The following is a 23,087-nucleotide window of genomic DNA, read 5'->3' on the forward strand; positions in this document are numbered from 1 at the left end:
TTTCCTTTTCTTCTGGGTGCGGGGCATCGCTTTTCGATGCCCCGGGCCTGGTACGACCGCCATACCTCGCTGAGTCGCCGGAACTTCACCCGACCGATTAACCTCGCAGGAACCGCGGCCGCAACGTCGATCCTGCGAAAGTTTGACACGAACACAGAAGCTGCGACCGCAAATAGTCAACCATGTTCATCGCGTCGGCGACAGACTTGTGTCATCCGCCGATTCGAAGGCCGATTCGCAGGCCGATTTCACAATCGGATCCCGGAGGAAGTGAGATGGCGAGTTTCGGCAGCGAACTGCTGGCCGCCGCACTCGCCGGAACCGCGGCCGACGAACATCCGCTGCGTCACGTCGCCGAACTGCCGGCGCGCAGCGGCCGGCCGCACGATTGGCCGGACTGGGCCGAGTCCGACGTCATCGGCGCGTTCGCCGAACGCGGGATCAAATCACCGTGGTCGCATCAGTTCGCGGCCGCCGACCTGGCGTACTCGGGCCGTCATGTCGTGCTCAGCACCGGTACCGCCTCGGGAAAGTCACTGGCCTACCAGCTTCCGGTGCTCAACGCGCTGGCGACCGATCCGCGCGCCCGGGTGCTCTACCTGTCACCGACAAAAGCGTTGGGCCACGACCAATTGCGCGCCGCGCACGCGCTGACGGCGGCGGTTCCACGGTTGCACGATCCCGGTTTCGGGGTCGCCCCCACCGCGTACGACGGTGACAGCCCGACGGAGGTCCGCCGCTTCGCGCGGGAACGCTCGCGGTGGTTGTTCTCCAACCCCGACATGATCCACTTGTCGATCTTGCGCAACCACGCCCGCTGGGCCGTCCTGCTGCGTGGCCTGCGGTTCGTGGTGGTCGACGAATGCCATTACTACCGTGGGGTATTCGGCTCGAACGTGGCGATGGTGCTGCGCCGCCTGCTGCGGTTGTGTGCCCGCTATTCGTCGTCACCGACGGTTATCTTCGCCAGCGCCACAACGGATTCGCCGGGCGCGACGGCCGCCGAGCTGATCGGGCTGCCGGTCGAGGAGGTCACCGAGGACGGGTCACCGCAGGGCGCCAGGACCGTGGCGTTGTGGGAGCCCGCGCTGCGGGCCGACCTGACCGGCGAGAACGGGGCGCCGGTGCGTCGGTCCGCCGGTGCCGAGGCGGCGCGGGTGATGGCCGACCTGATCGCCGAGGGCGCTCAGACGCTGACGTTCGTGCGGTCCCGCCGCGCAGCGGAACTGACCGCGCTCGGCGCGCAGGCGAGGCTGGACGACATCGCTCCGGAGCTGTCCCGCACGGTCGCGTCGTATCGGGCCGGCTACCTTGCCGAGGACCGCACCGCGCTGGAGCGCGCGCTGGCCGAGGGCCGGCTGCGGGGGCTGGCCACCACCAACGCGCTGGAGCTGGGCGTGGACATCGCCGGCCTCGACGCGGTGGTGCTGGCCGGTTTCCCCGGCACGGTCGCCTCGTTCTGGCAGCAGGCCGGCCGGTCCGGGCGGCGCGGCCAGGGTGCGCTGGTGGTGCTCGTCGCCCGGGACGATCCGCTGGATACCTATCTGGTGCACAACCCCGCGGCGCTGCTGGACAAGCCGGTCGAACGGGTCGTGATCGACCCGGGCAATCCGTACATCCTGGGTCCGCAGCTGCTGTGCGCGGCAACCGAACTTCCGCTGGACGAGGCCGAGGTGCGCACCCTCGGCGCCACCGAGGTGGCCGACGGCCTGGTCGATGACGGGCTGCTGCGCCGGCGCAGCGGAAAGTACTTTCCGGTGCCCGGCCTGGAACCTCATGGCGCGGTGGACATCCGGGGCTCGGCGGGCGGCCAGATCGTCATCCTGGAGGCCGACACCGGAAGGTTGCTGGGCAGCGCCGACACGGGTCGGGCGCCGGCCACCGTCCACCCCGGCGCGGTGTACCTGCACCAGGGCGACAGCTACGTGGTCGACTCGCTGGACACCGAGGAAGGCATCGCGTTCGTGCACGCCGAGGACCCCGGTTACGCGACGTACGCACGGGAGATCACCGACATCGCCGTCACCGGCGCCGGCGAGCGCCTGACGTACGGGCCGGTCGCCCTGGGCCTGGTGCCGGTGCGCGTCACCCACCAGGTGGTGGGGTATCTGCGCCGCCGGCTCTCCGGGGAGGTGATCGATTTCATCGAACTCGACATGCCGGAGCACACCTTGGCCACCATGGCGGCGATGTACACCATCACCGAAGATGCGTTGCAGCGCAACGGTATTGAGGCGATCCGGATCCCGGGCGCCTTGCACGCCGCCGAACACGCGGCGATCGGGTTGCTGCCGCTGGTGGCCAGTTGCGATCGCGGCGACATCGGCGGCCTGTCCACGGCCGTCGGGCCCGATCCCCTTGGCCTGCCCAGCGTCTTCGTCTACGACGGCTATCCCGGCGGCGCGGGTTTCGCCGAACGGGGCTTTCGCCAGGCCCGCACCTGGCTGGGCGCAACGGCCGCCGCCATCGAGGCGTGCGAGTGCCCCAGGGGATGCCCGTCGTGTGTGCAGTCCCCCAAGTGCGGCAACGGCAACGACCCCCTCGACAAGGCGGGCGCGGTGCTGGTGCTGAAGCTGGTTCTCGCGGAACTGGCGCGGGGGCCACGGAAGGGCGAGCCCGGCGGGTGACGACCGCCCCCGGGTGATGTGGCGAAGCCCGCACTCCCACTGATCCATGCCCTCACCGTAAAATCGGCCGCATGGCCCACGACTGGTTGCTCGTGGAGACACTCGGGGGTGATCCCACCGTTGTGGCGCAGGGCCGCCAACTCAAGAATCTCGTCCCCATCACCACGTTCCTGCGCCGAAGTCCCTATCTGGCCGCGGTGCGCACCGCGATCGCGGAGTCGGTGCAGACCGGCCAGGCGCTGACCAGCATCACGCCCAAGCGAGACCGCATCATTCGCACCGAACCGGTGGTGATGTCGGACGGATTCATCCACGGCGTGCATGTCTGGACCGGCCCCGCCGACGCCGAACCACCCGAGCGGCCGGTCCCGGGGCCGTTGAAATGGGACCTGACGCTCGGCGTGGCCACCGATACCCGCGAATCGCTGATCAACAGCGGCAAGAACCCCGAGGTCGAGGTCACCTTCGGCAGGGCGTTCGCCGAGGACCTGCCGTCGCGGGAACTCAACCCGAACGAAACCAAAGTCCTGGCCATGGCGGTCAAAGCCAAGCCGGACCAAACCCTGTGCAGCACCTGGGATCTCACCGACTGGCGGGGAGAGTCGATCCGGATCGGTTTTGTCGCGCGCACGGTTCTGGAACCGGGGCCCGACGGCCGGGAGCATTTAGTGGCGAGGGCCATCAACTGGCAATCCGAACTCAAGGGCCCGGAGGTGTCGACCGACGATCTCGCGCAGCGAATCCTCAGCGGCCTGGCCCAGGCCGGGGTGCACCGCGCGCTGATCGATCTCAACACCTGGTCGCTGCTGAAATGGCTCGACGAGCCCTGCACCTTCTACGACTGGCGCAGCAGCGAGACGGGCAAGCCCCGGGTGCACCCCGACGACCAGGACCTGATGTCCACCATGACAAGGGAATTCAGCGGCGGTGCCACCAGCCGGGTGTTGCGGATGCCCGGGCACGACGGGGATTGGGTGCCGGTGCACGTCACCGTCAACCGGGTGGAACTGGAACCGGATACCTACGCCGGACTGGTCTCCCTGCGACTGCCCACCGACGACGAGCTGGCCTCCGCGGGATTGTCGCCGACGCCGGACGCCGCGCCCTAGTCGGATCCCCCGGCCGCGGGCCCCGCCCGTGCGGCGGCCTTCGCCGCGCCGCCGAGCGCGACCGCCACCCGCGCAGTGACGACGACATCGAGACCGTCGACCACACAGCCGATGTCGTCGACCCGCATCCGGTGGGCCAGCACGCTGGCGCCCGCGCACGCCGTGTCCGCTCCCGAGCTCAGCCTTGCCGCCGCGGCCAAGGCGGCCAGGTCGGCCACCGCCTGCGCGCGGTGGCGGGCCACCACCGCCGAGCCCAGGTACACACCCGCGCCGGTCGCCGTCAGCAACACCACGATCATCCAGGCCGCGACCAGCGTGGCCGAGCCTCGATCACCGCGACGGCTCGGCCGCCGAGACCGCACTGGCCGCAATGTCGATGGCGGGCAACACCTTCGAATGAGCGACGACCGTGACCACCAGGAATTCCCCGTCGCGGCGCAGGTCCACTCGCGCACCGGCCGGCGCGAGCCGACGAGCGGCAGCCGCGGCGGAGCGTTCGTCGCCACGGGCCGCCAACCGGGCGGCCTCGCGGGCGGCGTCGATGCAACGAACCTGCATCGACACCGCGGTGACACCGGCCAGGCACAGCACCAGCACCACAACCAGGGCGGCGATGCCCAGTGCCGCCTCGACCGTGCTGGCACCGGCACTTCCGGTCAGACCTTGGTGTTGAGCGCGCGACCGATGATGTTGGTCAGCGCCGAGACGATGGAATCGCCGGTGACGACGGTGTACAGCACGGCGCCGAACGCGGCCGCCGCGATGGTGCCGATGGCGTATTCGACCGTCGACATGCCCGACTCGTCGGCGGCCAGCACGGCCAGCCGCGCGGAGATTTCGCGAAACAGGTTGAGTATCAATGACTTCCTCTCTTTTCATAGCAGACCCGATTGCAGAACCTGACCGGCCAGACCGGCCACCACCGGGACGATGCCCAGGCAGACGAACGCCGGCAAAAAGCACAGGCCCAACGGTCCGGCGATCAGTACGCCGGCCCGCTCGGCAGCCGCACTCGCCGCGTGCGCGGCGCCGTGGCGAGAGTCCTCGGCCAACTCGGCGACGCCACCGGCCAGCGCCGCACCCGAGGACGCCGAACGTCGGGCCAACCGCAGCAGCGCATCGATCTGCGGGTCGGTCGCATCCTGCGCGCCGGACGGAACGGACCATGCGACAGCGGGATCGGCGCCGAGCGCCAGCAGAGCGGCGGCGCGGCGCAGCACCCTGGCCAGATTCGGCGGCGCCGACGGGGCGGCGGCGGCCGCGGCGCTCGACACCGCCATGCCCGCTGCCAGGCACACGGCCAGCACGTCCAGACAGGAAGCGACGGCCAGCGGATCCGGGCCGCGCGGCGACCCGGTGCTTCGCCGCAGCCGACCGCCGCGCAGCGGCACTCCGGCGCGACCGCGCACCAGGGTTGGCCCGGGTCCGATCCACAGCGCCGCCGCCAGCAGCACCGCCGCCAGATTCATGCGCCGCCACCCGATCGGTTCACGACGCCACCCGATCGGCGATGCGGTCCGACCACAGCAGACCCACGCAGACCAGCGTCGAGCCGATGAGCAACAACCAGCCGCCCGCGCGCCCGCCCAGCAGGAAGCCCAGCGGCTCGGCCCCGATCAGCTGGCCCAACAGCACGCCGAGCGCGGGCAGCGCGGCCAGTATCGCCGCGGTCGCGCGGGCACCGGCCATGCTCGAGGTCACCCGGTCCGAGAACCGTTGCCGCTCAGCGATATCGCGTTGAGCGGCGCGCATCAGGGTGGCGATGCCCAACCCGTTGTCGCTGGCCAACCGCCAGCACAGTGCGAGCCGCTCCCAATGGCCGGGCAGCGCCGAGGCGCGGCCCGCCGCGACCAGACCGGCCGCGACGTCGGCGCCCAGGCGGGCGCGCGCCGCCACCGAACGCAGCGAAACCGCAACCGCGCCGGCGGTGTCGTCGGCGGCGACGCGGAACGCACGCACCGGATGCGAGCCGGCCCGCAATTCACCGACGAGCACCTCGAGCGCGGTCTGCAGCGCGCGGCCCTCGGCCGTCGCGCGCCGGATGCGCCGGCGGCGCCGATACCGCAGCAGCGCGGTCGCCCCGACGACCGCGCTGCACAGCACGGTGGTCGGCGGCAGCGCGATGGCGACGGCGCAGCCGATACCCGCGGCGGCGCAGCCCGCCGCACGAAGCCAGGCCGCCGGGAGCTGCCGGTGCCGGGACGTCGACAGTCGCCGTCGCGGCGAGGGCCCGGCGACGACGAGCGCCAGCGACAGCAGTAGCGCACCCGCGGCTGGGCCGTTCATGCCGGCATCCGGCTGCACACCAGGCGCTGCAGCTGCGGGGCGGCATCGGTCATGCCCCGGTCCGCATGCCAAACGGTGACCGCCCGCACCTGGCCCTGATCTTGTTGCAGCGCAGCGATTTCGCCGAGTCGCCGCCGCCCGGCGGGGCCGCGCTCGACGTGCAGCAGCACCTGCACGGCGGCGGCGAGCTGGCTGTGCAGCGCGGCCCGGTCCAGGCCGCCGAGCGCGCCCAATGCCTCGAGCCGGGCGGGAACCTCACCGGGCTTGTTGGCGTGCACGGTGCCCGCGCCGCCGTCATGGCCGGTGTTCAGCGCGGCCAGCAGGTCCACCACTTCGGCACCCCTGACCTCGCCGACCACGATGCGGTCGGGCCGCATCCGCAGCGCCTGCCGGACCAGCTGGCGGACCGGTACCTCGCCGACGCCTTCGATGTTGGCGCAGCGTGCGACCAACTTCACCAGATGGGGGTGCCGCGGCGCGAGCTCCGAGGCGTCCTCGACGCAGACGATCCGTTCGGCCGGCGACACCGCGCCCAGCATCGCGGCGAGCAGTGTCGTCTTGCCGGCGCCGGTGCCACCGCTGACCAGGAACGCCAGCCGGGCGTCGATGATGTCGGTGACCAGCGCGGCCGCCGGCGGCTCGATCGCCCCGGCGGCGATCAGCGCCGCCAAATCCTGGCTGGCCGGCCGCAGGACACGCAGCGAAATGCAGGTGCCCCCGGCCGCCACCGGCGGCAGCACGGCGTGCAGCCGCACCGCGAACCCGCCGGCGCCGACGCCGGTCAATTCGCCGTCCACCCAGGGCTGCGCGTCGTCCAGGCGGCGGCCGGCGGCCAACGCCAGCCGCTGCGCCAACCGCCGCACCGCCGCGTCGTCGGGGAAGCGAATCTCGGTGCGCCGCAGGCCGGTGCCGTCGTCAACCCACACCGCATCCGGGGCGGTGACCAGGACGTCGGTCGTCCCGTCGGCGCAGAGCAGCGGATCGAGGATGCCGGCACCGGTGAGCTCGGTCTGCAACACCCGCAGATTGGCCAACACTTCGGTGTCTCCGAGCATCCCGCCGGACTCGGCCCGGATGGCCGCGGCCACCACCGCCGGTCCGAGCGGGCCGGGCTCGCCGGCCAGTCGCTCACGGACGCGGTCGATCAGCGAACCGCTCACGCCGCCTTGCCCTTCGGCACGCCGGCCGCCGGCAGCACGCCGAGCACCTGGCCGGCCGCCGCGGCGAGCGGTGAGCGTCGCCCCAGCCGCAGGCCACTGCGGTCGGCCTGTTCGGCGAGTTGCGGCTGCGCTTTGACCGCGGCCAGCAACGGCACTCCGGCGAGATCGGCGATCTCGGCCGCCCGCAGTCCTCCCGGCGACGGGCCCCGCACCACCAGGCCGACGTTGGGGTTGACGGACGCCAGCACCGGGGCCAGCGCCCCGGTCGCCGCGCACGCGCGCACGTCACAGCGGGTCACGACGACCACCAGGTCGGCCGCGCTCAGCGCCGCTTGGGTCGCGTCGCTGAGACGACGGGGAAGGTCGCAGATGACGCTGACCGACCCACGCCGGCCGGCGTCGACGACGGCGTGCACCGGCGCGGCCTCCAGCTCGTAGCCGCGGCGAGTGCCCGACAGCACGCTGACTCCGCGGTGGCGTGGCAGCGCATCACGCACCGCCGACCAGGTGAGCCGCCCGCCCTGCAACGCGACGTCCGGCCAGCGCAACCCCGGAGTGGTCTCGCTGCCCAGCAACAAATCCAGGCCGCCACCCCACGGGTCGAGGTCCACCAGCAGCGCCTCGCCGGCGGTCCGGGCCAGGGCGACCGCCAGCGAGGAGGCACCCGCCCCACCGCAGCCGCCGATCACGGCGACCGCGTGGCCACGCGACCCGTCGTCGCGCGTGGATTCGGCGGCGTCGGCCAGCGCGCCGACCAACTCCGCTTCCTGCCCGGGTAGCCGCAACACGTGCGCGGCCCCGACCCCGACGGCGGCCGCCCACGTCGCCGTGTCGGGTTCGGCCGGGGTCAGCACCATCACGTAATCGCGACGCGGCAGCGCCCATCGCGCGCAGCGAGCGGCCGCCCCCGCGTCCAGCACGACGGCCGCGGCCGCGGCCCACGTCTTGCGGCTGACCGGAGACGCGTCGCCGGCGTGCACCACGCGAACGCCGGCGGCCGCGGCCACCCGATCCAACTCGGCGCGCAGGTCGGGGTCCGCCAGTACCGCCAACACTCCCGCCGAATCGGCCGCTCCGGAGACGCTGGTCATCCGACCACTGTGCGGGGCCGTGACCTTGGCACAACAGTCCCAAACGGGGATTTGTGGATAGAGACGCGAGTGTGCACAAACGCGTCGCGGGGCCATGCCGCCAGCGACGACGCACGCGCTTTCCCGCAACGCACGCAGAGCCGAGCCCGACGCCGCGAAGCGAGAAAACTGACCGTAGAAAAGGGACGACCCCCGCCAGGGGGGGAGGAGGCGAGGGTCGTCGTGCATCAGCCCCGGGGGGTCGGGCTGATACACCCTCGGCTCAAGGCCGAGTAATGCTTACTATACACATGACAAGCCGGAGTAACGCAAGAGATCATTTTCTGGAAAACCAGCTTGAGCCGCGTAAACACCGCTTCGCCCGCGTCCCGAACCCCCTGAGCGGCCATTTCCGGTGCGGGATGGCGGCCTTGCCGGACCCCCGACCTATGCTGGTTCCGTGACCGTCTTCGACCCCACCGCGGAGCAGTCGGCCTCGGATCATTCGGCGTCAACCACCGCTTCTCATGCCCGCACGGCGGCCTTCTTCGACCTGGACAAGACGATCATCGCCAAGTCCAGCACCCTGGCGTTCAGCAAACCGTTTTTCAACCAGGGCCTGCTCAACCGCCGCGCCGTGCTCAAGTCGAGCTACGCGCAGTTCATCTATCTGCTCTCCGGTGCTGATCATGACCAGATGGATCGGATGCGCGCCCACATGACCAACATGTGCACCGGCTGGGACGTCGAACAGGTCAAGTCGATCGTCAACGAGACGCTGCACGACATCGTGACTCCGCTGGTCTTCGCCGAAGCCGCCGACCTGATCGCGGCCCACAAGTTGTGCGGGCGCGACGTCGTGGTGGTGTCGGCCTCCGGGGAAGAAATCGTCGCGCCCATCGCCCGCGCGCTCGGCGCCACCCACGCGATGGCGACCCGGATGGTCGTCGAGGACGGTCGGTACACCGGCGAGATCGCGTTCTACTGCTACGGCGAGGGCAAGGTCCAGGCGATCCGCGAGCTGGCCGCGCGCGAGGGCTACCCGCTAGAGCACTGCTACGCCTATTCCGACTCGATCACCGACCTGCCGATGCTCGAGGCCGTCGGCCATCCCAGCGTGGTCAATCCCGACCGCGGGTTGCGCAGGGAGGCCGTGGAGCGCGGTTGGCCGGTGATCTCGTTCTCCCGGCCGGTGTCGTTGCGTGACCGCATCCCCGCGCCCTCCGGTGCCGCTATCGCCACGACGGCCGCGGTGGGCATCAGCGCGCTGGCCGCCGGCGCGGTGACGTATTCGTTGTTGCGCCGCTACGCCTTTTAGCGCGTTTTAGCGACCCAGCAAACGTGCGCCTGTCGCCATGGGATTTCCTTCGCAATTGGGCCTTGCTGTGCTAGGGGTCTAGTAGTACAAAGGAACCACGGAAGCCCGGTAAGGCCAAGGTCGAGCCGGAAGAGAAGGTTCGTTCTCCCGACCCGGGCGCCCAGCACGGTGCTCGGCACCCACGCGGAGTCATAGCCGCGAAGATGGCAGAAGTGTTGCGGGCCTGCGAAATTGCGAAAATGCGGAAGGTATCGACGGCCCTTTGGGTGGGGTTGCAACCATAAGCGTCGCGAGATCGCCGAGGCCAACCCACGCAGCCCCGAGATGCACGCTTGGTAACCGAGCCCCGTGCTAGCGGGCGGCGGACCGAACATTCGGAACGTCGCCCGCTCTACCTTTTTGTGCCCGTTTTCCCGGCGTCGGCAACCGGTTCAGCTACTTGTTCGACATCGCGTCGGCGATCGACACCGCCTCCTGCGCACCGGCTTTCATCGCCCGGCAACACAGCACCAGCCACGCCCCCACCCCCTCGGGCGTGCCGTCGGCGAATCCTTGCGCGGCGTCGCGATACGCGGCGGGCTGACGCATCCAGCTGACCTCGGGCACGCCCAGCCCGTGCGGGTCCAGCCCGCTGGCGATGGTCACCAACCTCGACACCGCGCGGGCCACCACACCGTCGGAGCTGCCGAACGGCTTCAGCGTCAGCAGCTCGCCGTGGGCGACCGCGGCCAGCACCGGCGCCGGCACCTGGGTGCGCCCGTTCACCAACTCGGCCAACAACTCCAGTCGCGGCCCCACCCCGGCATCGGTGCGCGGGCGGCCCAGCCGCTCGTCGTCGACCTGCTCGGCCGCGGCCAGCACGTGCAGGCGGGCCAGCGCCTGCAGCGGCGCCCGCCGCCAGATGGCGACGACGGGCCCTTCGCCACCCTCGAGCGCCTGGGCCACCCGAAGCGCCCCCGCGAACACCGGGTCGCTGATCTGCCCCGCGTCGGCGAGGTCCTCCAGCCGGACGGGGCCGCCGTCCAACACCGACGACGCGCGCGCGGCCCGCAGCGCCGCCTCGGCGGCGGTCACCGGCCAACCGCGCAGGTTGGCGCGGTGCCGGTGGGCACGGCCCAACGCTTCGCGGGCGCGGTCACTGGCCTCGGCGACGCCGGGCAGGTCCATCAGGGGGGCCAGCGGATCTGCTGTCACAACCTCACAACCTATCCCCGCCGGATTCACCGCAGCCGCGGGATGGCATCGAGCAACTGCTGGGTGTATTCGTGCTTGGGGTCGGTGAACAGTTCCTCGGTGGGCGCCTGCTCCACCACGCGGCCCGCCCGCATCACCAGGACGTCGTCGGCGATCTGCCGGATCACCGCCAGGTCATGGCTGATGAACAGATAGGCCAGCCCCAGTTCGGCCTGCAGCTCGGCCAGCAGGTCGAGTATCTGCGCCTGCACCAACACGTCGAGCGCCGACACCGCCTCGTCGCACACCAGCACGTCGGGCCGCAGCGCCAGCGCCCGGGCGATGGCCACCCGTTGCCGTTGGCCACCCGACAGCTCACGGGGCAACCGATCCAGCACCGACGACGGCAGCGCCACCTGGTCGACGAGGTCGTGCACCGCCTGGGCCCGTTGCCTGCGGTCGCCGACGCGGTGGATGCGCAGCGGTTCCTCGATCGCGCGAAACACCGAGTACATGGGATCCAGGCTGCTGTAAGGGTTTTGAAACACCGGCTGCACGCGGCGGCGGAAGGCCAGCTGTCGATCCCGGGGCATCGCGTCGTCGATCCGGGTGCCGTCGAAATCGACGGTGCCCGAGGTGGATTGGAGCAGGCCCAGCACCATGCGGGCCAGCGTCGATTTTCCCGAGCCCGATTCACCGGCGATGGCCAGCGTGCTCGCGCGGCGCAGCCGAAACGACACCGCGTCGACCGCACGGAATTCGCTGCGCCGCCACGGCGCCCCGTGTGACTCCCGGTAGACCTTGGTGAGATCCGAGGCGACGAGGATGTCCTCGGTCGGGGTGGCGGCCGGCCGGCTCCGGCGCGCCAGCGAAGGGGCCGCCGCCACCAGCCGCCGGGTGTACTCGTGTTGCGGCGCGCGCAGAATCGACCGTGCGGCACCGGATTCCACCACGACCCCGCGGTGGACGACGACCACGTGCTCGGCCCGTTCGGCGGCCAGCGCCAGATCGTGGGTGATCAGCAGCAGCGCGGTACCGAGTTCGGCGGTGAGCCGTTGCAGATGGTCGAGGACCTGGCGCTGCACCGTGACGTCGAGCGCGGACGTCGGCTCGTCGGCGATCAGCAGCCGCGGCCGGCCCGCCAGCCCGATCGCGATCAGCGCGCGTTGACACATGCCGCCGGACAGCTGATGCGGGTAGCGGGCCGCCTGCCGGGCCGGATCCGGCATGCCCGCCGCGGCGAGCAATTCCACCGCCCGCCCCCGCGTCCCCCGATCGCTCGTGTTGGCGCGCAGGGCTTCCCGGATCTGGAACCCGACCTTCCACACCGGGTTGAGGTTGGTCATCGGGTCTTGCGGGATATAGCCGATGTGCCGCCCCCTGATCGAGCGCAGCGCTCGGCGATCGGCGGTCGAGATGTCGACGCCGTCGAACATGATGCGCCCGCCCGTGATTCGGCCTCCCGGCGGTAGCAGCCCGAGAATCGCGGCGGCGGTGGTGGATTTGCCCGATCCCGATTCGCCGACCACCGCGACGGTCTGGCCGGGCAGCACGCGCAGATCCACCCCGCACACCGCGGCGTGCTCACCGAAGCTGACCTCCAGGCCCTCGACCGACAGCAGCGGGGACGCCGCGCCGCTCACTTTGCGCCGCTCTCCCCCGCAAGCGGGAGGTGCCCCCGCCTCATCGCCGCGCTCTACATCGTCGCCGGCGGTCACGCCCGCCACGCCCTCGAGGCCGGATCGAGCGCGTCGCGCAGCGCGTCGCCCATCATCATGAATGCCAGCACGGTCATGGCCAGCGCGCCGGCGGGGTAGAACAGGATGGGTGAGCCGGCCCGCAGCCGGGTCTGAGCGAGGTTGATGTCGCCACCCCACGACACCACCGACGGCGGCAATCCGACGCCGAGGTAGGACAGCGTCGCCTCGGTGACGATGAACAGGCCCAGGGCAATCGTGGCCACCGCGATCACCGGCCCCAGCGCGTTGGGCAGCGCGTGCCGCAGCAGGATCTGAAACCTGCTCATTCCCAACGCTTTAGCGGCGAGCACGTAGTCGCTGCCCCGCACCGCCAGCACCGCACCGCGGGCGATCCTGGCCACCTGCGGCCAGCCGAACAACGCGAGGATGGCGATCACCGTCCACACCGTGCGGTGGTGCAACACCTGCATGAGGACGATGGCGGCCAGCAACAGCGGCAGGCCGAAGAAGACATCGGTGAGGCGGGAGACCACTGCGTCGATCCAGCCGCCGTAGAAACCGGCCAGCGCACCCAGCGCGCCGCCGACGACGAAGACCAGCAGCGTCGCGCCCAGCCCGACCGTCACCGAGGCGCGCGCCCCGTAGACGGTGCGTGCGTAGATGTCGTGGCCCTGCAGGTCGGTGCCGAACCAGTGCGCGACCGACGGGCTGCGCAGGCTTTGGCTCGGGTCGGCGTAGCCGGGGTCGGCGTGAGTGAACAACGCGGGAAACAGCGCAACCGCAAGGATGAGGAGGATCAGCGCGGCGGCGATGACGAACTTCGGACGCCGGTGCAGTATGCGCCAGGTCTCGCCCCAGAAGCCGGAGTGCTCAGCCATAGCGGATCCGAGGGTCCAGCGCCGCGTAGAGCAGGTCCACCATCAGATTGGTGATCAGATAGATGAGCACCAGCACGGTCACGATCGAGACCACCGTGGGAGCCTCCTGCCGGGTGACGGCTTGATAGAGCACGCCGCCGACGCCGTGAATGTTGAAGATGCCCTCGGTCACGATGGCGCCGCCCATCAGCGCCCCCAGGTCCGCGCCCAGGAAGGTCACCACCGGGATCAGCGAGTTGCGCAGGATGTGCACGGTCACCACCCGCGGCCGTGACAACCCCTTGGCGGTGGCGGTGCGCACATGGTCGGCGTGCGCGTTGGCGGCCACCGCGGATCGGGTCAACCGCACCACGTAGGCGAATGACACCGAGCCCAGCACGATTCCGGGTAGCAACAGCCGCGCGAAGGTCGCCCGCTCCCCGACCGTCACCGGCGCGATGCCCAACCGCACCCCGAACACGAACTGCGCCAGGAAGCCCAGCACGAAGATGGGGATCGCGATGATGACCAGACCGGTGATCAGCACGCCCGCGTCGAAGAGGCCGCCCTGGCGCAGCCCGGCGATCACCCCGAATCCGATTCCCAGCACCGCCTCGACGACCAGGGCGATCACCGAGAGCCGCAGGGTGACCGGAAAGGCATGTGCGAGAACGTCTCTGACCGGAAGCCCGGAATAGGCGCGGCCCAGGTCGCCGTGCAGGACGCCGCCGAGGTAGCGCAGGTACTGCACGATGAACGGATCATCCAGGTGGTACCGGGCGCGCAGCGCCGCGGCCACGGCCGGCGTCAGCGGCCGGTCCCCCGCGATGGCGGCCAGCGGGTCGCCTGGCAGCAGGAACACCATGCCGTAGATCAGCAACGTGGCACCCAGGAAGACGGGCACCATGACGGCGATCCGACGTGCGATGTACCAGCCCATGTTCAAGCCTTGACGAGATTCTCGTAGTCGGGCAACCCGTTCCAGCTGACCTTGACGGCGCTGACCTGAGGCGACCATCCGAGCACGGCGATGTAATACCACAGCGGCACGGCGGGCATGTCGTGCAACAGGATTCGTTGCGCGACGTTGACCAGCGCGTCGGCCTGCCGCAGGTCGGCGGCCGCCTCGGCGGCGGCCAGGCCGGCGTCGAACTCGCGGCTGGAATAGCCGACGTCATTGGATCCCGCGCCGGTGGCGTACAGCGGGGCGAGAAACTCGATCATCGACGGGTAGTCACCGATCCAGCCGGCCCGGAACGCGGTGTCGATCGTGCGGTTGGTGATCTGGGTGCGGAATCCGGCGAAGGTGGGCTGCGGCGCGCCGACGGCATCGATGCCCAGCACGTTCTTGATGCTGTTGGCCACCGCGTCAACCCACTCCTGATGGCCGCTGTCGGCGTTGTAGGCGATGGCGTAGCGCCCGCTCCACGGCGAGATCGCGTCGGCGTGGGCCCAGAGTTGGCGCGCCCGTTCAGGATTGAAGTCCAACGCGTCGCTGCCGGCGATGTTGGGATCGAATCCCGGCAGCGAGCTGGCGGTGAAGTCGCGGGCCGGACTGCGGGTGTTGTTGAAGATCTGCCGACAGATCTGCGGACGGTTGATGGCCGCCGACAACGCCAACCGGCGTAGCCGGCCTTCCTCACCGCCGAAGTGGGGCAACCGCAATGGCGTGTCGAGCGATTGACTGACGGCGACGGGCCCGCTGGCGGAGTTGCCGCCCAGGTCGCGCTGATAGATCGTCAACGCGCTGGACGGAATGGTGTCCAGGACATCGAGGTTGCCGGAGAGCAGGTCGGCGTAGGCGGTGTCCAGGTTGGCGTAGAACTCGAACCTGAGCCCCTTGTTGCGTGGCTTGCGGTTGCCGTGGTAACCGGGGTTGGGCCGCAGATCGATTCGGACGTTGTGCTCCCATGCGGGCCCGCCTGGACCGTCGGCGAGTTGGTAGGGGCCGTTGCCGATTGGGTGCTGCCCGAACGCGCCCATGTCCCGAAAGGCCTTCTGCGGCAAGGGATAGAACGCGCTGTGGCCCAGCCGCAACTTGAAGTCGATGGTGGGGACCTTAAGCCGGACGGTGAACTCCCGGTCGTTGAGCACCCGCAGGCCGGACATGGTGGTGGCCGCCGGTTTTCCGTCACCGGCCGGGCCGGCGAGGGCATCGAAGCCGTCGATCGGGCTGAAGAAGCTTTGCTGCAGTTGGGCGTTGGTGCTCGACGCTCCATAGTTCCACGCGTCGACGAACGAATTGGCCGTCACCGGTGAGCCGTCGGTGAACGTCCAGCCGGGCTTGAGGACGATGCGGTAGTTGACGTTGTCGGTGGTGTCGACCGATTGGGCGACCTCCGGCGACGGGTTGCCGGCGGCGTCGTAGGACATCAGCCCGGCGAAGAGCCGATCGAGGATCCGGCCGCCCAGGCTGTCGTTGGTCCCTGTGGGGATCAGTGGGTTCGGCGGTTCCCCGCCGTTGACCACCACCAGATCCGGGCTGAGCACGCCGCCACCGCATCCGGCCAGCGAGGCGACCACGAGCACCGCGACGACGACCGGGGCCAGCAAGGCCAACGCGGTCCGCATCGCACGCATGACACCCGACCCTAGGGCCTGAAGCCGTGCGGCGGTGAAGTGCCCGGGCCGGCCCGCACGACTTAAACTCGGGCGGTGACCGTCGCCTCCCTGGCCTCCGAGGGGGCCGCCTATGAGGCGGGCCGTCTGGTGGCGGCGCTCGGCATCCCCGCGATCGGTTTGCTCTGCCTGATCATCGGGCTGGTGACGCGCTCGCGCGGCCGCCGGCGGCCGCCGGCTTACCCGCAATACCCACCGAGCTTCCCCGCCGGCCCCGGCTACCCCTACCCGCCGCCGGGTTACCCCGCGCCGCCCTATCCGGCTTATCCGGGCTACGCGCCGCGACCGCGGACGCCCAAGTCGGCCACCACCCTCATCACCATCGGCGCCGTGCTACTGGCGTTCGGGATCTTCGGGAACCTCGCCGTCACCGCCGCGAGGCTGGGTAAGTCGCACCGGGCCGACACGTCCCTGCGGGTTGGCGATTGCATCACCGAAAGCGACTATAAGGCACAGCGTTTCGATTCAACCCCGAGTCGCGGCTGCGCCGACCCGGCGGCGACCTATGAACTCGCCTTCAAGGGCGGCGCCTCGGACAGTTGCCCCGACGGCAAACGAGAACACTCCGTCTATGACCGCTTCACCACCGACACGAGGATCCTGTGTTTTGCCGTCAACCTGAAAGAGGGCCAGTGCTATTTGATGCTCAGTGATGGTGAAGCGATGACGATCAGGTTGGGCGACTGCGGCAGGTCGAACAGGGTGCAGGTCAGAGTGAGTCGGCGCATCGACGGCAGCACCGACAGAACCCAATGCGCGACGGACGAAAAGGGCGTCGGCTACCCCGTTCCCGCGCGGGTCTATTGCCTCGTCAGAGCCGATTGACCCCCGCTCAGACCGCGGTGATGGGATGCACCTGCAATTCGCAGGCGTCGATGGTGGCCGCCACCGTCAGCACCCTTTCGGTGTCGGGTGGGTTGACGCGCAGGTCGGTGTAGGTAGGGCACGCGCCGCCACTGCCGTCCAGCGCCATCCCCTCAACGATGGCCTGCCCCTGCGCCGATATCGACAGCGGCACGGTCGGCGGGACGTCGGTGCCGGCCGGCAGCCCGCCCAAGTAGCCGCGCGGCGTGGGCCGCGCGTGAATCAGTGGGCCCCCCGCGCCCGAATCGACCCAGGCGTATCCGGTGAGCGTGCACGGTTCGGCGCCGCCGGCGAGGGTGAACAGCAGCGTCACCGCGCGATGACCCACCGCCCCTTCCGCCGGCGAGGCGGTCACGGCGACCTGCTCCGACCGGCACGGCGTGGCCTGGTCGCCGCTCTCCAGCGGCATGGCCGACGCGGGCCAACCCGGCACGGCGGCCACCGCGTAAATCGTTGCGGCCGTGGCAAAGCTGGCAAGTAGTCGGCGGCTGCCCCGCTCATGACCCGGCACAGGAGGTGATTATCCGGCACGGGCGCACTTTTGACCCCGGATTCGCGCGCACGGCTACCACTCGCACAGCTACGCCTCACCCGGCTAGGCTCGCACTCGGCCACCAGCGCACGGCCGCCGAACGGCGAAGTCTCGACTACAGGAGAGAACTTAGTGACCGCCACCAATTCCGCAGGCCCCTCGTCCTATCCGCCGCCGGCGCAGTTCGCCGAGCAGGCCAACGCGGGTGAGGAGCTGTACCGCGAAGCCGAGCAGGACCGGCTGGCGTTCTGGGCCAAGCAGGCCAATCGGCTGTCGTGGGAGACGCCGTTCACCGAGGTGCTGGACTGGTCGCAGGCGCCGTTCGCCAAGTGGTTCGCCGACGGCAAGCTCAACGTCGCCTACAACTGCGTGGACCGCCACGTCGAGGCCGGCCACGGGGATCGGGTCGCCATCCACTGGGAGGGCGAACCCGTCGGCGATCACCGCAGCCTGACCTACGCCGAACTGCACGCCGAGGTGTGCAAGGCCGCCAACGCGCTGACCGACCTCGGTCTGGTCGCCGGTGATCGGGTCGCGATCTACCTGCCGCTGATTCCCGAAGCGGTGATCGCGATGTTGGCCTGTGCGCGCCTGGGTTTGATGCACAGCGTGGTGTTCGCCGGCTTCACCGCCAAGGCGCTGGCGGCCCGCATCGCCGACGCTTCGGCCAAGCTGCTGATCACCAGCGACGGCCAGTTCCGCCGCGGCAAGCCGGCCCCGCTGAAAGACGCCGCCGACGAGGCCGTCGCGCCCGGTCCCGACGGGGACAGCCCCATCGAGCACGTACTTGTGGTGCGGCGCACCGGAATTGACGTGTCCTGGAACGACGACCGCGACCTGTGGTGGCACGACGTCGTCGACGCCGCATCCGCCGAGCACACCCCGGAGCCCTTCCACGCCGAGCAGCCCCTGTTCCTGCTGTACACCTCGGGAACCACCGGCAAACCCAAGGGCATCGTGCACACCAGCGGCGGCTACCTGACCCATGCCGCCTACACGCACTACTACGTCTTCGACATCAAGGCCGAGACCGACGTGTTCTGGTGCACCGCCGACATCGGCTGGGTCACCGGGCACACCTACGGCGTGTACGGTCCGCTGGCCAACGGCGTCACCGAGGTCCTGTACGAGGGCACGCCCGACTCGCCCAGCCAGCACCGGCACTTCGAGATCATCGAAAAGTACGGCGTGACAATCTATTACACCGCGCCCACGCTGATTCGCACGTTCATGAAGTGGGGCCGAGAGATTCCCGACGCGCACGACCTGTCCAGCCTGCGGCTGCTGGGTTCGGTCGGCGAACCGATCAATCCCGAAGCGTGGCGCTGGTATCGCAAGGTGATCGGAGCCGACCGCCTTCCCATCGTCGACACCTGGTGGCAGACCGAGACCGGCGCCACGATGATCTCGCCGCTGCCCGGAGTCGCTGCGGCCAAACCGGGTTCGGCGATGCGGGCGCTGCCGGGCATCTCGGCAAAGATCGTCGACGACCATGGCGAGCAATTGGTCCCGGGCATCCACCAGGGTGAGCACGTCACCGGCTACCTGGTGCTCGACCAGCCGTGGCCGTCCATGCTGCGCGGCATCTGGGGTGACCCCGAGCGGTACGTCGAGACCTACTGGTCCCGGTTCGCCGAGCACGGCTGGTATTTCGCCGGCGACAGCGCCTATTACGACCGCGACGGCGCCATCTGGGTGGTGGGCCGCATCGACGACGTCATGAACGTCTCGGGGCACCGGCTGTCCACGGCCGAGGTGGAGTCGGCGCTGGTCGGCCACGCCTCGGTCGCCGAGGCGGCGGTGGTCGGGGCGACCGACGCGACCACCGGCCAGGCCATCTGCGCGTTCGTCGTCCTGCGCTCCGATTCCCAAGTGCACGACGGGATCGTCGACGAATTGCGCGTCGAGGTGGCCCGGGAGATCTCACCGATCGCCCGCCCGCGCGAGGTCCACGTCGTACCCGAGCTACCCAAGACGCGCAGCGGCAAGATCATGCGCAGGCTGCTGCGGGACATCGCCGAAAACCGCGAACTGGGCGACACCTCGACGCTGCTCGATCCCGGCGTGTTCGACGCGATCAGGGCGGCGAAGTAGTCGCCGCAGTTCAGCCCGGCAGCGGGCTGAACCCCGCGCCGGGCCGGTGTTTGGAGTTGATGTCGGCCAGGATCGCGTTGAACGACTGGACCACGGCCGGCGTGTGCAGCGGAATGTACTTGATGACGCAGGTCGGCAGGTTGTCGCTGAAGGCCCCGTGGATCATGCCGACCAACTGATTGTTGACGGTGACCGGCGCACCGGAGTCGCCCGGTTGACCACAGACCTGCATGACGATGGTGCCCGGCGCCTGGCCCATGCCCCAGGTGACGCCGCACGAATTGCCGGTCGTGCGGCCCTGTTTGCAGGCGATCTCGCCGAAGGCGGGGTCCGGCCCGATGCCGCTGATCAAGAAGCCGTTGAAGTTGGCCACCGGCGTCACCTTGGCGGGGTCGAACTTGATCACCGCGTAGTCGAGGTTGTCGTTGCCGGCGACCATGGTGCCCAGCACGCCGGCGTTTTCCGCGCCCTCGGCGGTGACCTGGGCGCCCGGGCCGCCGCAATGCGCGGAGGTGAAACCGATCAGCTCGCCGGCGGCGTCGCCGCCGATCGTGGTCAGGGTGCACATGGTGTCGCCGTTGATGACAATGCCGGCCCCGCCACCGATCGGAATCCGAACGTCAGCGGCGGCGGCGCGGACAGGCGAACCCAGCACAGCCGCGAGCAGGGCGACCATCGCCAGTAAGAAGCATCGGTGCGCCCTCCGCACGGCCCCACTCCCATCGGTCGGCCGGACATCGCGACCGGCTTGGCCGAGTCTAATCGGCAACCATGTGATGGTCGCTTTGCAAAGCGCGTCGCCCGCGCGGCGTCGCCGACCGCCTTCTGTGCGAAGCGAACTGGCCTCGGCACTCCCGAACCCCGCGCCGCAGTGCCCGGCCGGCCTCGTCTGGCTTCTCCTGTACAGGCACCGCATGGCAACATGAACCGCGACGACAGCGAGCCGGGCAACGACGAAAGAGGACCGTCTGTGAGCAAAGCCGATGGCAAGAACGGTGTGCCCAGCACCCTGACCACCATTCCGTTGACCGACCCGCACGCCAAATCCGCCGAGCCGTCGATCGGTGACCTGATCAAAGACGCCACCACCCAGGTGTCCACGCTGGTGCGCGCCGAAGTCGAACTGGCGCGCGCCGAAATTACCCGGGACGTCAAAAAGGGGCTGACCGGGAGCGTCTTCTTCATCGCCGCGCTGGTGGTGCTGTTCTACTCCACCTTCTTTTTCTTCTTCTTCATCGCCGAGCTGCTCGACACCTGGCTGTGGCGCTGGGCGGCGTACCTCATCGTGTTCGGCGTGATGGTGGTGGTCGGCGCCCTGTTGGCGCTGCTGGGCTTCCTCAAGGTCCGCCGGATCCGTGGACCGCGCCAGACGATCGAATCGGTCAAGGAGACGCGCACCGCGCTCACCCCGGGCCACGACAAGGCCCCCGGCGGTGCCCGGCAGCTCCCCGAGTCGCAAGGCAAGCACGCGAAGCCCGCAAACGGCGCCGCCGCCGATCCATCGGGTTGGTAGATGGCGCCGCCCGATCCGTCGGTAACCCGCATCGACGGGCCGTGGCGCCATCACGATGTGCACGCCAACGGCATCCGCTTCCACGTCGTCGAGGCCTCAGGCGATGCCGACGCCCGGCCGGCGACGTCGCGCCCGCTGGTGATGCTGCTGCACGGTTTCGGATCGTTCTGGTGGTCGTGGCGTCATCAGCTGCGCGGACTGCGCGGGGCGCGGGTGGTGGCCGTCGACCTGCGGGGTTATGGGGGCAGCGATAAGCCGCCCCGCGGCTACGACGGCTGGACGATGGCCGGCGACGCGGCCGGACTCATCCGGGCGCTGGGCCACTCCTCGGCGACTTTGGTGGGCCACGCCGACGGCGGGCTGGGCTGCTGGGCCACCGCCCTGCTGCATCCGCGGCTGGTGTCGGCGATCGCGCTGATCAGTTCGCCGCACCCGGCGGCGTTGCGGCGATCGACGTTGACGCGACGCGACCAGGGTTACGCGCTGTTGCCGACGCTGCTGCAATACCAGATACCGTTGTGGCCCGAGCGCCTGTTGACCCGCGACGACGCCGCCGAGATCGAGCGCCTGGTCCGCAGCCGCAGCTGCGCCAAATGGCTTGCCTCCGAAGACTTTTCCGAAACAATCGGCCACCTGCGCACGGCCATCCAGATCCCGGGGGCCGCGCACAGCGCACTGGAATATCAGCGCTGGGCCGTCCGCAGCCAGCTGCGCGACGAGGGCCGGCGCTTCATGAGATCGATGAGCCAGCAGCTCAGCGTTCCGCTGTTACACCTGCGCGGCGACGCCGATCCCTACGTGCTGGCCGACCCGGTCGACCGAACGCAGCGCTACGCACCTCAGGGACGCTACGTATCCATCTCCGGCGCAGGGCATTTCAGCCACGAAGAGGCGCCCGAGGAAATCAACAGGCACCTGACGAAGTTCCTCGAACAGGTGCACCCGACCCGGGCGAGGTGAGCGCGGTGGCTCAGCCGACGCAGGACCCGGTGCCCACCAGCTGGGTATCGCCGACCCGGGCAAGCTGACTGGCCACCTCGTCGGCGGTAAGCACGAAGCCGGTGTCGGGGTCGTCTACCGCCGCGCCGAACACCACCCCGAGCACATGCCCGTCGAGATCGATCAGCGGCCCACCCGAATTACCTTGCTCCACACTGGCTCTGATCGTGTAGACGTCACGGGTGACCGGCGCCGGATCGCGGTAGATGTCGGGACCGCTGAGCTTGATCAGCTCGCGGATCCGGGCCGGGGTCGCGGTGAAGTTCCCACCACCGGGATACCCCAGGACCACGACGCTGGCGCCGGTCTTCGCGTCGCCCTGGGCGAAAGTCAACGGCGGCGGGGGCAGGTTGGGAACGGACAGGATCGCGATGTCGACCGCCGGATCGTAGGACACCACCGTGGCGTCCAGCGGATTGCCGCTGGCGTAGATCTGAACGCTGTTGGAACCGGCCACCACGTGCGCGTTGGTCATCACCCGGTCGGGCGCGATGACAAAACCACTGCCCTCCAACACTTTCTGGCAGCTGGGGGCCAGGCTGCGCACCTTGACCACGCTGGGCGCGGTGGCCTGCACCACCGGGTTGCCGGCCAGCTCGGGATCGGGCGAGGCGACCGGGATGACGGGGGTGCGGCTGAACGGCTCCAGCACCGCGGGCAGACCGGAGGTGTTCAGCAGCGCCGAAAGCCGCTTGGGCACCGTCTTGAGCCAGGGCGGCGCTACATCGTTGACCTGAGCCAACACTCGCGAGCCGCGGACCGCCGCGGCCAGTTCCGGCTGGTCTTTGGACTGGGTCAACGGCGTGGCCAGCAACCATGCCGCGGTCAACACCACGACCAGCTGGACCGCCACCCCGATGACCGAGTCGACCGTCCGGATGGAACGGCTGCGGATCGCGCCCCGGACGGCGCGTCCCAGCACCACACCAGCGACCTCACCGATGACCACCAGCGCGAGGATCAGGAACAGTGCGGCAAACAATTTCGCGCGCGGGGCGGCGATGTGGCTGACCAGATGCGGCGCCAGCAGCACCCCCGCGATGGCGCCCAGCAACACCCCCACGAACGACAGCAACGAGCCCAACGCGCCCGACCGCCAGCCCGAGACCGCCGCGATGAACGCGACCGCCAGCACGGCGACATCCAGCCACTGCGACGGGGTCATC

At 69.9% G+C, this 23,087-nt stretch carries 22 protein-coding genes; 7 read left to right on the plus strand and 15 right to left on the minus strand.

Features of this window, described 5'->3' with window-relative positions; translation table 11 throughout:
* The first annotated feature begins 275 nt into the window (after nt 1-275).
* Nucleotides 276-2,627 carry a DEAD/DEAH box helicase gene (locus A5622_RS09355; protein WP_066878071.1) on the plus strand — a complete coding sequence of 784 codons (2,352 nt, stop codon included), beginning with the start codon at nt 276-278 and terminating at the stop codon, nt 2,625-2,627.
* Between the two features lie 71 nt (nt 2,628-2,698).
* Nucleotides 2,699-3,736 (plus strand): PAS domain-containing protein, encoded by a 1,038-nt coding sequence (locus A5622_RS09360; protein WP_066867597.1) that lies wholly within the window; start codon nt 2,699-2,701, stop codon nt 3,734-3,736.
* On the opposite strand, the gene A5622_RS09365 is transcribed toward A5622_RS09360, so the two are convergent.
* Genes A5622_RS09365 through ssd form a run of 7 tightly spaced genes read right to left on the minus strand, consistent with a single transcriptional unit; the run spans nt 3,733 to nt 8,273 of the window.
* Nucleotides 3,733-4,098: an Rv3654c family TadE-like protein gene (locus tag A5622_RS09365; RefSeq protein WP_369829230.1), complete on the minus strand. Its 366-nt coding sequence runs from the start codon at nt 4,096-4,098 to the stop codon at nt 3,733-3,735. The two genes, A5622_RS09360 and A5622_RS09365, sit on opposite strands and share 4 nt — an antisense overlap.
* Entirely contained in the window at nt 4,067-4,396 is a 330-nt protein-coding gene (locus A5622_RS29055) for a TadE family type IV pilus minor pilin (protein ID WP_197498239.1), read from the minus strand. The genes A5622_RS09365 and A5622_RS29055 overlap by 32 nt, the downstream gene beginning before the upstream one ends.
* Nucleotides 4,393-4,593 carry a DUF4244 domain-containing protein gene (locus A5622_RS09375; protein WP_066867734.1) on the minus strand — a complete coding sequence of 67 codons (201 nt, stop codon included), beginning with the start codon at nt 4,591-4,593 and terminating at the stop codon, nt 4,393-4,395. Before A5622_RS09375 ends, A5622_RS29055 begins: the two co-directional genes overlap by 4 nt.
* Nucleotides 4,594-4,611: 18 nt before the next feature.
* Nucleotides 4,612-5,205 carry a type II secretion system F family protein gene (locus tag A5622_RS09380; RefSeq protein ID WP_197499354.1) on the minus strand — a complete coding sequence of 198 codons (594 nt, stop codon included), beginning with the start codon at nt 5,203-5,205 and terminating at the stop codon, nt 4,612-4,614.
* 19 nt (nt 5,206-5,224) lie between these two features.
* Nucleotides 5,225-6,022: a type II secretion system F family protein gene (locus tag A5622_RS09385; protein ID WP_066878104.1), complete on the minus strand. Its 798-nt coding sequence runs from the start codon at nt 6,020-6,022 to the stop codon at nt 5,225-5,227.
* On the minus strand, nt 6,019-7,182 hold the full coding sequence (locus tag A5622_RS09390) for a TadA family conjugal transfer-associated ATPase (protein WP_066878073.1): 1,164 nt from the start codon (nt 7,180-7,182) through the stop codon (nt 6,019-6,021). The genes A5622_RS09385 and A5622_RS09390 overlap by 4 nt, the downstream gene beginning before the upstream one ends.
* Complete coding sequence (gene ssd / locus A5622_RS09395) at nt 7,179-8,273, minus strand: septum site-determining protein Ssd (protein ID WP_066878075.1); 1,095 nt, start codon at nt 8,271-8,273, stop codon at nt 7,179-7,181. The genes A5622_RS09390 and ssd overlap by 4 nt, the downstream gene beginning before the upstream one ends.
* A gap of 439 nt (nt 8,274-8,712) precedes the next feature.
* On the opposite strand from ssd, the gene A5622_RS09400 reads away from it, so the two are divergent.
* Complete coding sequence (locus tag A5622_RS09400; protein ID WP_066878077.1) at nt 8,713-9,570, plus strand: HAD-IB family hydrolase; 858 nt, start codon at nt 8,713-8,715, stop codon at nt 9,568-9,570.
* Nucleotides 9,571-10,005: 435 nt separating this feature from the next.
* On the opposite strand, the gene A5622_RS09405 is transcribed toward A5622_RS09400, so the two are convergent.
* The 5 genes from A5622_RS09405 to A5622_RS09425 form a co-directional block, all read right to left on the minus strand.
* Nucleotides 10,006-10,764, minus strand: a complete 759-nt coding sequence (locus A5622_RS09405) for an oxidoreductase (protein WP_066867614.1) — start codon at nt 10,762-10,764, stop codon at nt 10,006-10,008.
* Nucleotides 10,765-10,790: 26 nt separating this feature from the next.
* Nucleotides 10,791-12,386 (minus strand): ABC transporter ATP-binding protein, encoded by a 1,596-nt coding sequence (locus tag A5622_RS09410; RefSeq protein WP_066878079.1) that lies wholly within the window; start codon nt 12,384-12,386, stop codon nt 10,791-10,793.
* A 71-nt stretch (nt 12,387-12,457) separates the two neighbouring features.
* A complete protein-coding gene (locus A5622_RS09415) occupies nt 12,458-13,321 on the minus strand; it encodes an ABC transporter permease (RefSeq protein ID WP_066878081.1) in 864 nt (287 codons plus the stop codon).
* On the minus strand, nt 13,314-14,240 hold the full coding sequence (locus A5622_RS09420; RefSeq protein ID WP_066878083.1) for an ABC transporter permease: 927 nt from the start codon (nt 14,238-14,240) through the stop codon (nt 13,314-13,316). The genes A5622_RS09415 and A5622_RS09420 overlap by 8 nt, the downstream gene beginning before the upstream one ends.
* A gap of 2 nt (nt 14,241-14,242) precedes the next feature.
* Entirely contained in the window at nt 14,243-15,871 is a 1,629-nt protein-coding gene (locus A5622_RS09425) for an ABC transporter substrate-binding protein (protein ID WP_197507981.1), read from the minus strand.
* Nucleotides 15,872-15,955: 84 nt separating this feature from the next.
* On the opposite strand from A5622_RS09425, the gene A5622_RS09430 reads away from it, so the two are divergent.
* Complete coding sequence (locus tag A5622_RS09430; RefSeq protein WP_066867629.1) at nt 15,956-16,744, plus strand: hypothetical protein; 789 nt, start codon at nt 15,956-15,958, stop codon at nt 16,742-16,744.
* A 7-nt stretch (nt 16,745-16,751) separates the two neighbouring features.
* Here the strand turns inward: A5622_RS09430 and A5622_RS09435 are convergent, their stop codons facing one another.
* On the minus strand, nt 16,752-17,294 hold the full coding sequence (locus A5622_RS09435) for a DUF4232 domain-containing protein (RefSeq protein ID WP_197507982.1): 543 nt from the start codon (nt 17,292-17,294) through the stop codon (nt 16,752-16,754).
* A 153-nt stretch (nt 17,295-17,447) separates the two neighbouring features.
* On the opposite strand from A5622_RS09435, the gene acs reads away from it, so the two are divergent.
* Complete coding sequence (gene acs / locus A5622_RS09440) at nt 17,448-19,409, plus strand: acetate--CoA ligase (protein WP_066878087.1); 1,962 nt, start codon at nt 17,448-17,450, stop codon at nt 19,407-19,409.
* Between the two features lie 10 nt (nt 19,410-19,419).
* On the opposite strand, the gene A5622_RS09445 is transcribed toward acs, so the two are convergent.
* Nucleotides 19,420-20,118, minus strand: a complete 699-nt coding sequence (locus A5622_RS09445; protein WP_156749396.1) for a serine protease — start codon at nt 20,116-20,118, stop codon at nt 19,420-19,422.
* A 261-nt stretch (nt 20,119-20,379) separates the two neighbouring features.
* Between A5622_RS09445 and A5622_RS09450 the strand changes: the two genes are divergently transcribed.
* Nucleotides 20,380-20,922: a phage holin family protein gene (locus tag A5622_RS09450; RefSeq protein ID WP_066878111.1), complete on the plus strand. Its 543-nt coding sequence runs from the start codon at nt 20,380-20,382 to the stop codon at nt 20,920-20,922.
* Nucleotides 20,923-21,882: an alpha/beta fold hydrolase gene (locus A5622_RS09455; RefSeq protein ID WP_066878089.1), complete on the plus strand. Its 960-nt coding sequence runs from the start codon at nt 20,923-20,925 to the stop codon at nt 21,880-21,882.
* Between the two features lie 10 nt (nt 21,883-21,892).
* On the opposite strand, the gene marP is transcribed toward A5622_RS09455, so the two are convergent.
* Nucleotides 21,893-23,086, minus strand: a complete 1,194-nt coding sequence (marP, locus tag A5622_RS09460; protein ID WP_066867749.1) for an acid resistance serine protease MarP — start codon at nt 23,084-23,086, stop codon at nt 21,893-21,895.
* Nucleotide 23,087: the final 1 nt, after the last annotated feature.

The sequence above is a fragment of the Mycobacterium sp. 1245801.1 genome (genome assembly GCF_001673055.1).
Lineage (GTDB): Bacteria > Actinomycetota > Actinomycetes > Mycobacteriales > Mycobacteriaceae > Mycobacterium > Mycobacterium europaeum_A.

Excerpts from the sequence above, each read along its gene's own strand:
- A5622_RS09420 (WP_066878083.1), bottom strand. The coding sequence starts at position 14,240 with ATGGGCTGGTACATCGCACGTCGGATCGCCGTCATGGTGCCCGTCTTC.
- marP (WP_066867749.1), bottom strand. The coding sequence starts at position 23,086 with ATGACCCCGTCGCAGTGGCTGGATGTCGCCGTGCTGGCGGTCGCGTTC.
- A5622_RS09425 (WP_197507981.1), bottom strand. The coding sequence starts at position 15,871 with ATGCGGACCGCGTTGGCCTTGCTGGCCCCGGTCGTCGTCGCGGTGCTC.
- A5622_RS09355 (WP_066878071.1), top strand. The coding sequence starts at position 276 with ATGGCGAGTTTCGGCAGCGAACTGCTGGCCGCCGCACTCGCCGGAACC.
- A5622_RS09385 (WP_066878104.1), bottom strand. The coding sequence starts at position 6,022 with ATGAACGGCCCAGCCGCGGGTGCGCTACTGCTGTCGCTGGCGCTCGTC.
- A5622_RS09455 (WP_066878089.1), top strand. The coding sequence starts at position 20,923 with ATGGCGCCGCCCGATCCGTCGGTAACCCGCATCGACGGGCCGTGGCGC.
- ssd (WP_066878075.1), bottom strand. The coding sequence starts at position 8,273 with ATGACCAGCGTCTCCGGAGCGGCCGATTCGGCGGGAGTGTTGGCGGTA.
- A5622_RS09360 (WP_066867597.1), top strand. The coding sequence starts at position 2,699 with ATGGCCCACGACTGGTTGCTCGTGGAGACACTCGGGGGTGATCCCACC.
- A5622_RS09415 (WP_066878081.1), bottom strand. The coding sequence starts at position 13,321 with ATGGCTGAGCACTCCGGCTTCTGGGGCGAGACCTGGCGCATACTGCAC.
- A5622_RS09380 (WP_197499354.1), bottom strand. The coding sequence starts at position 5,205 with ATGAATCTGGCGGCGGTGCTGCTGGCGGCGGCGCTGTGGATCGGACCC.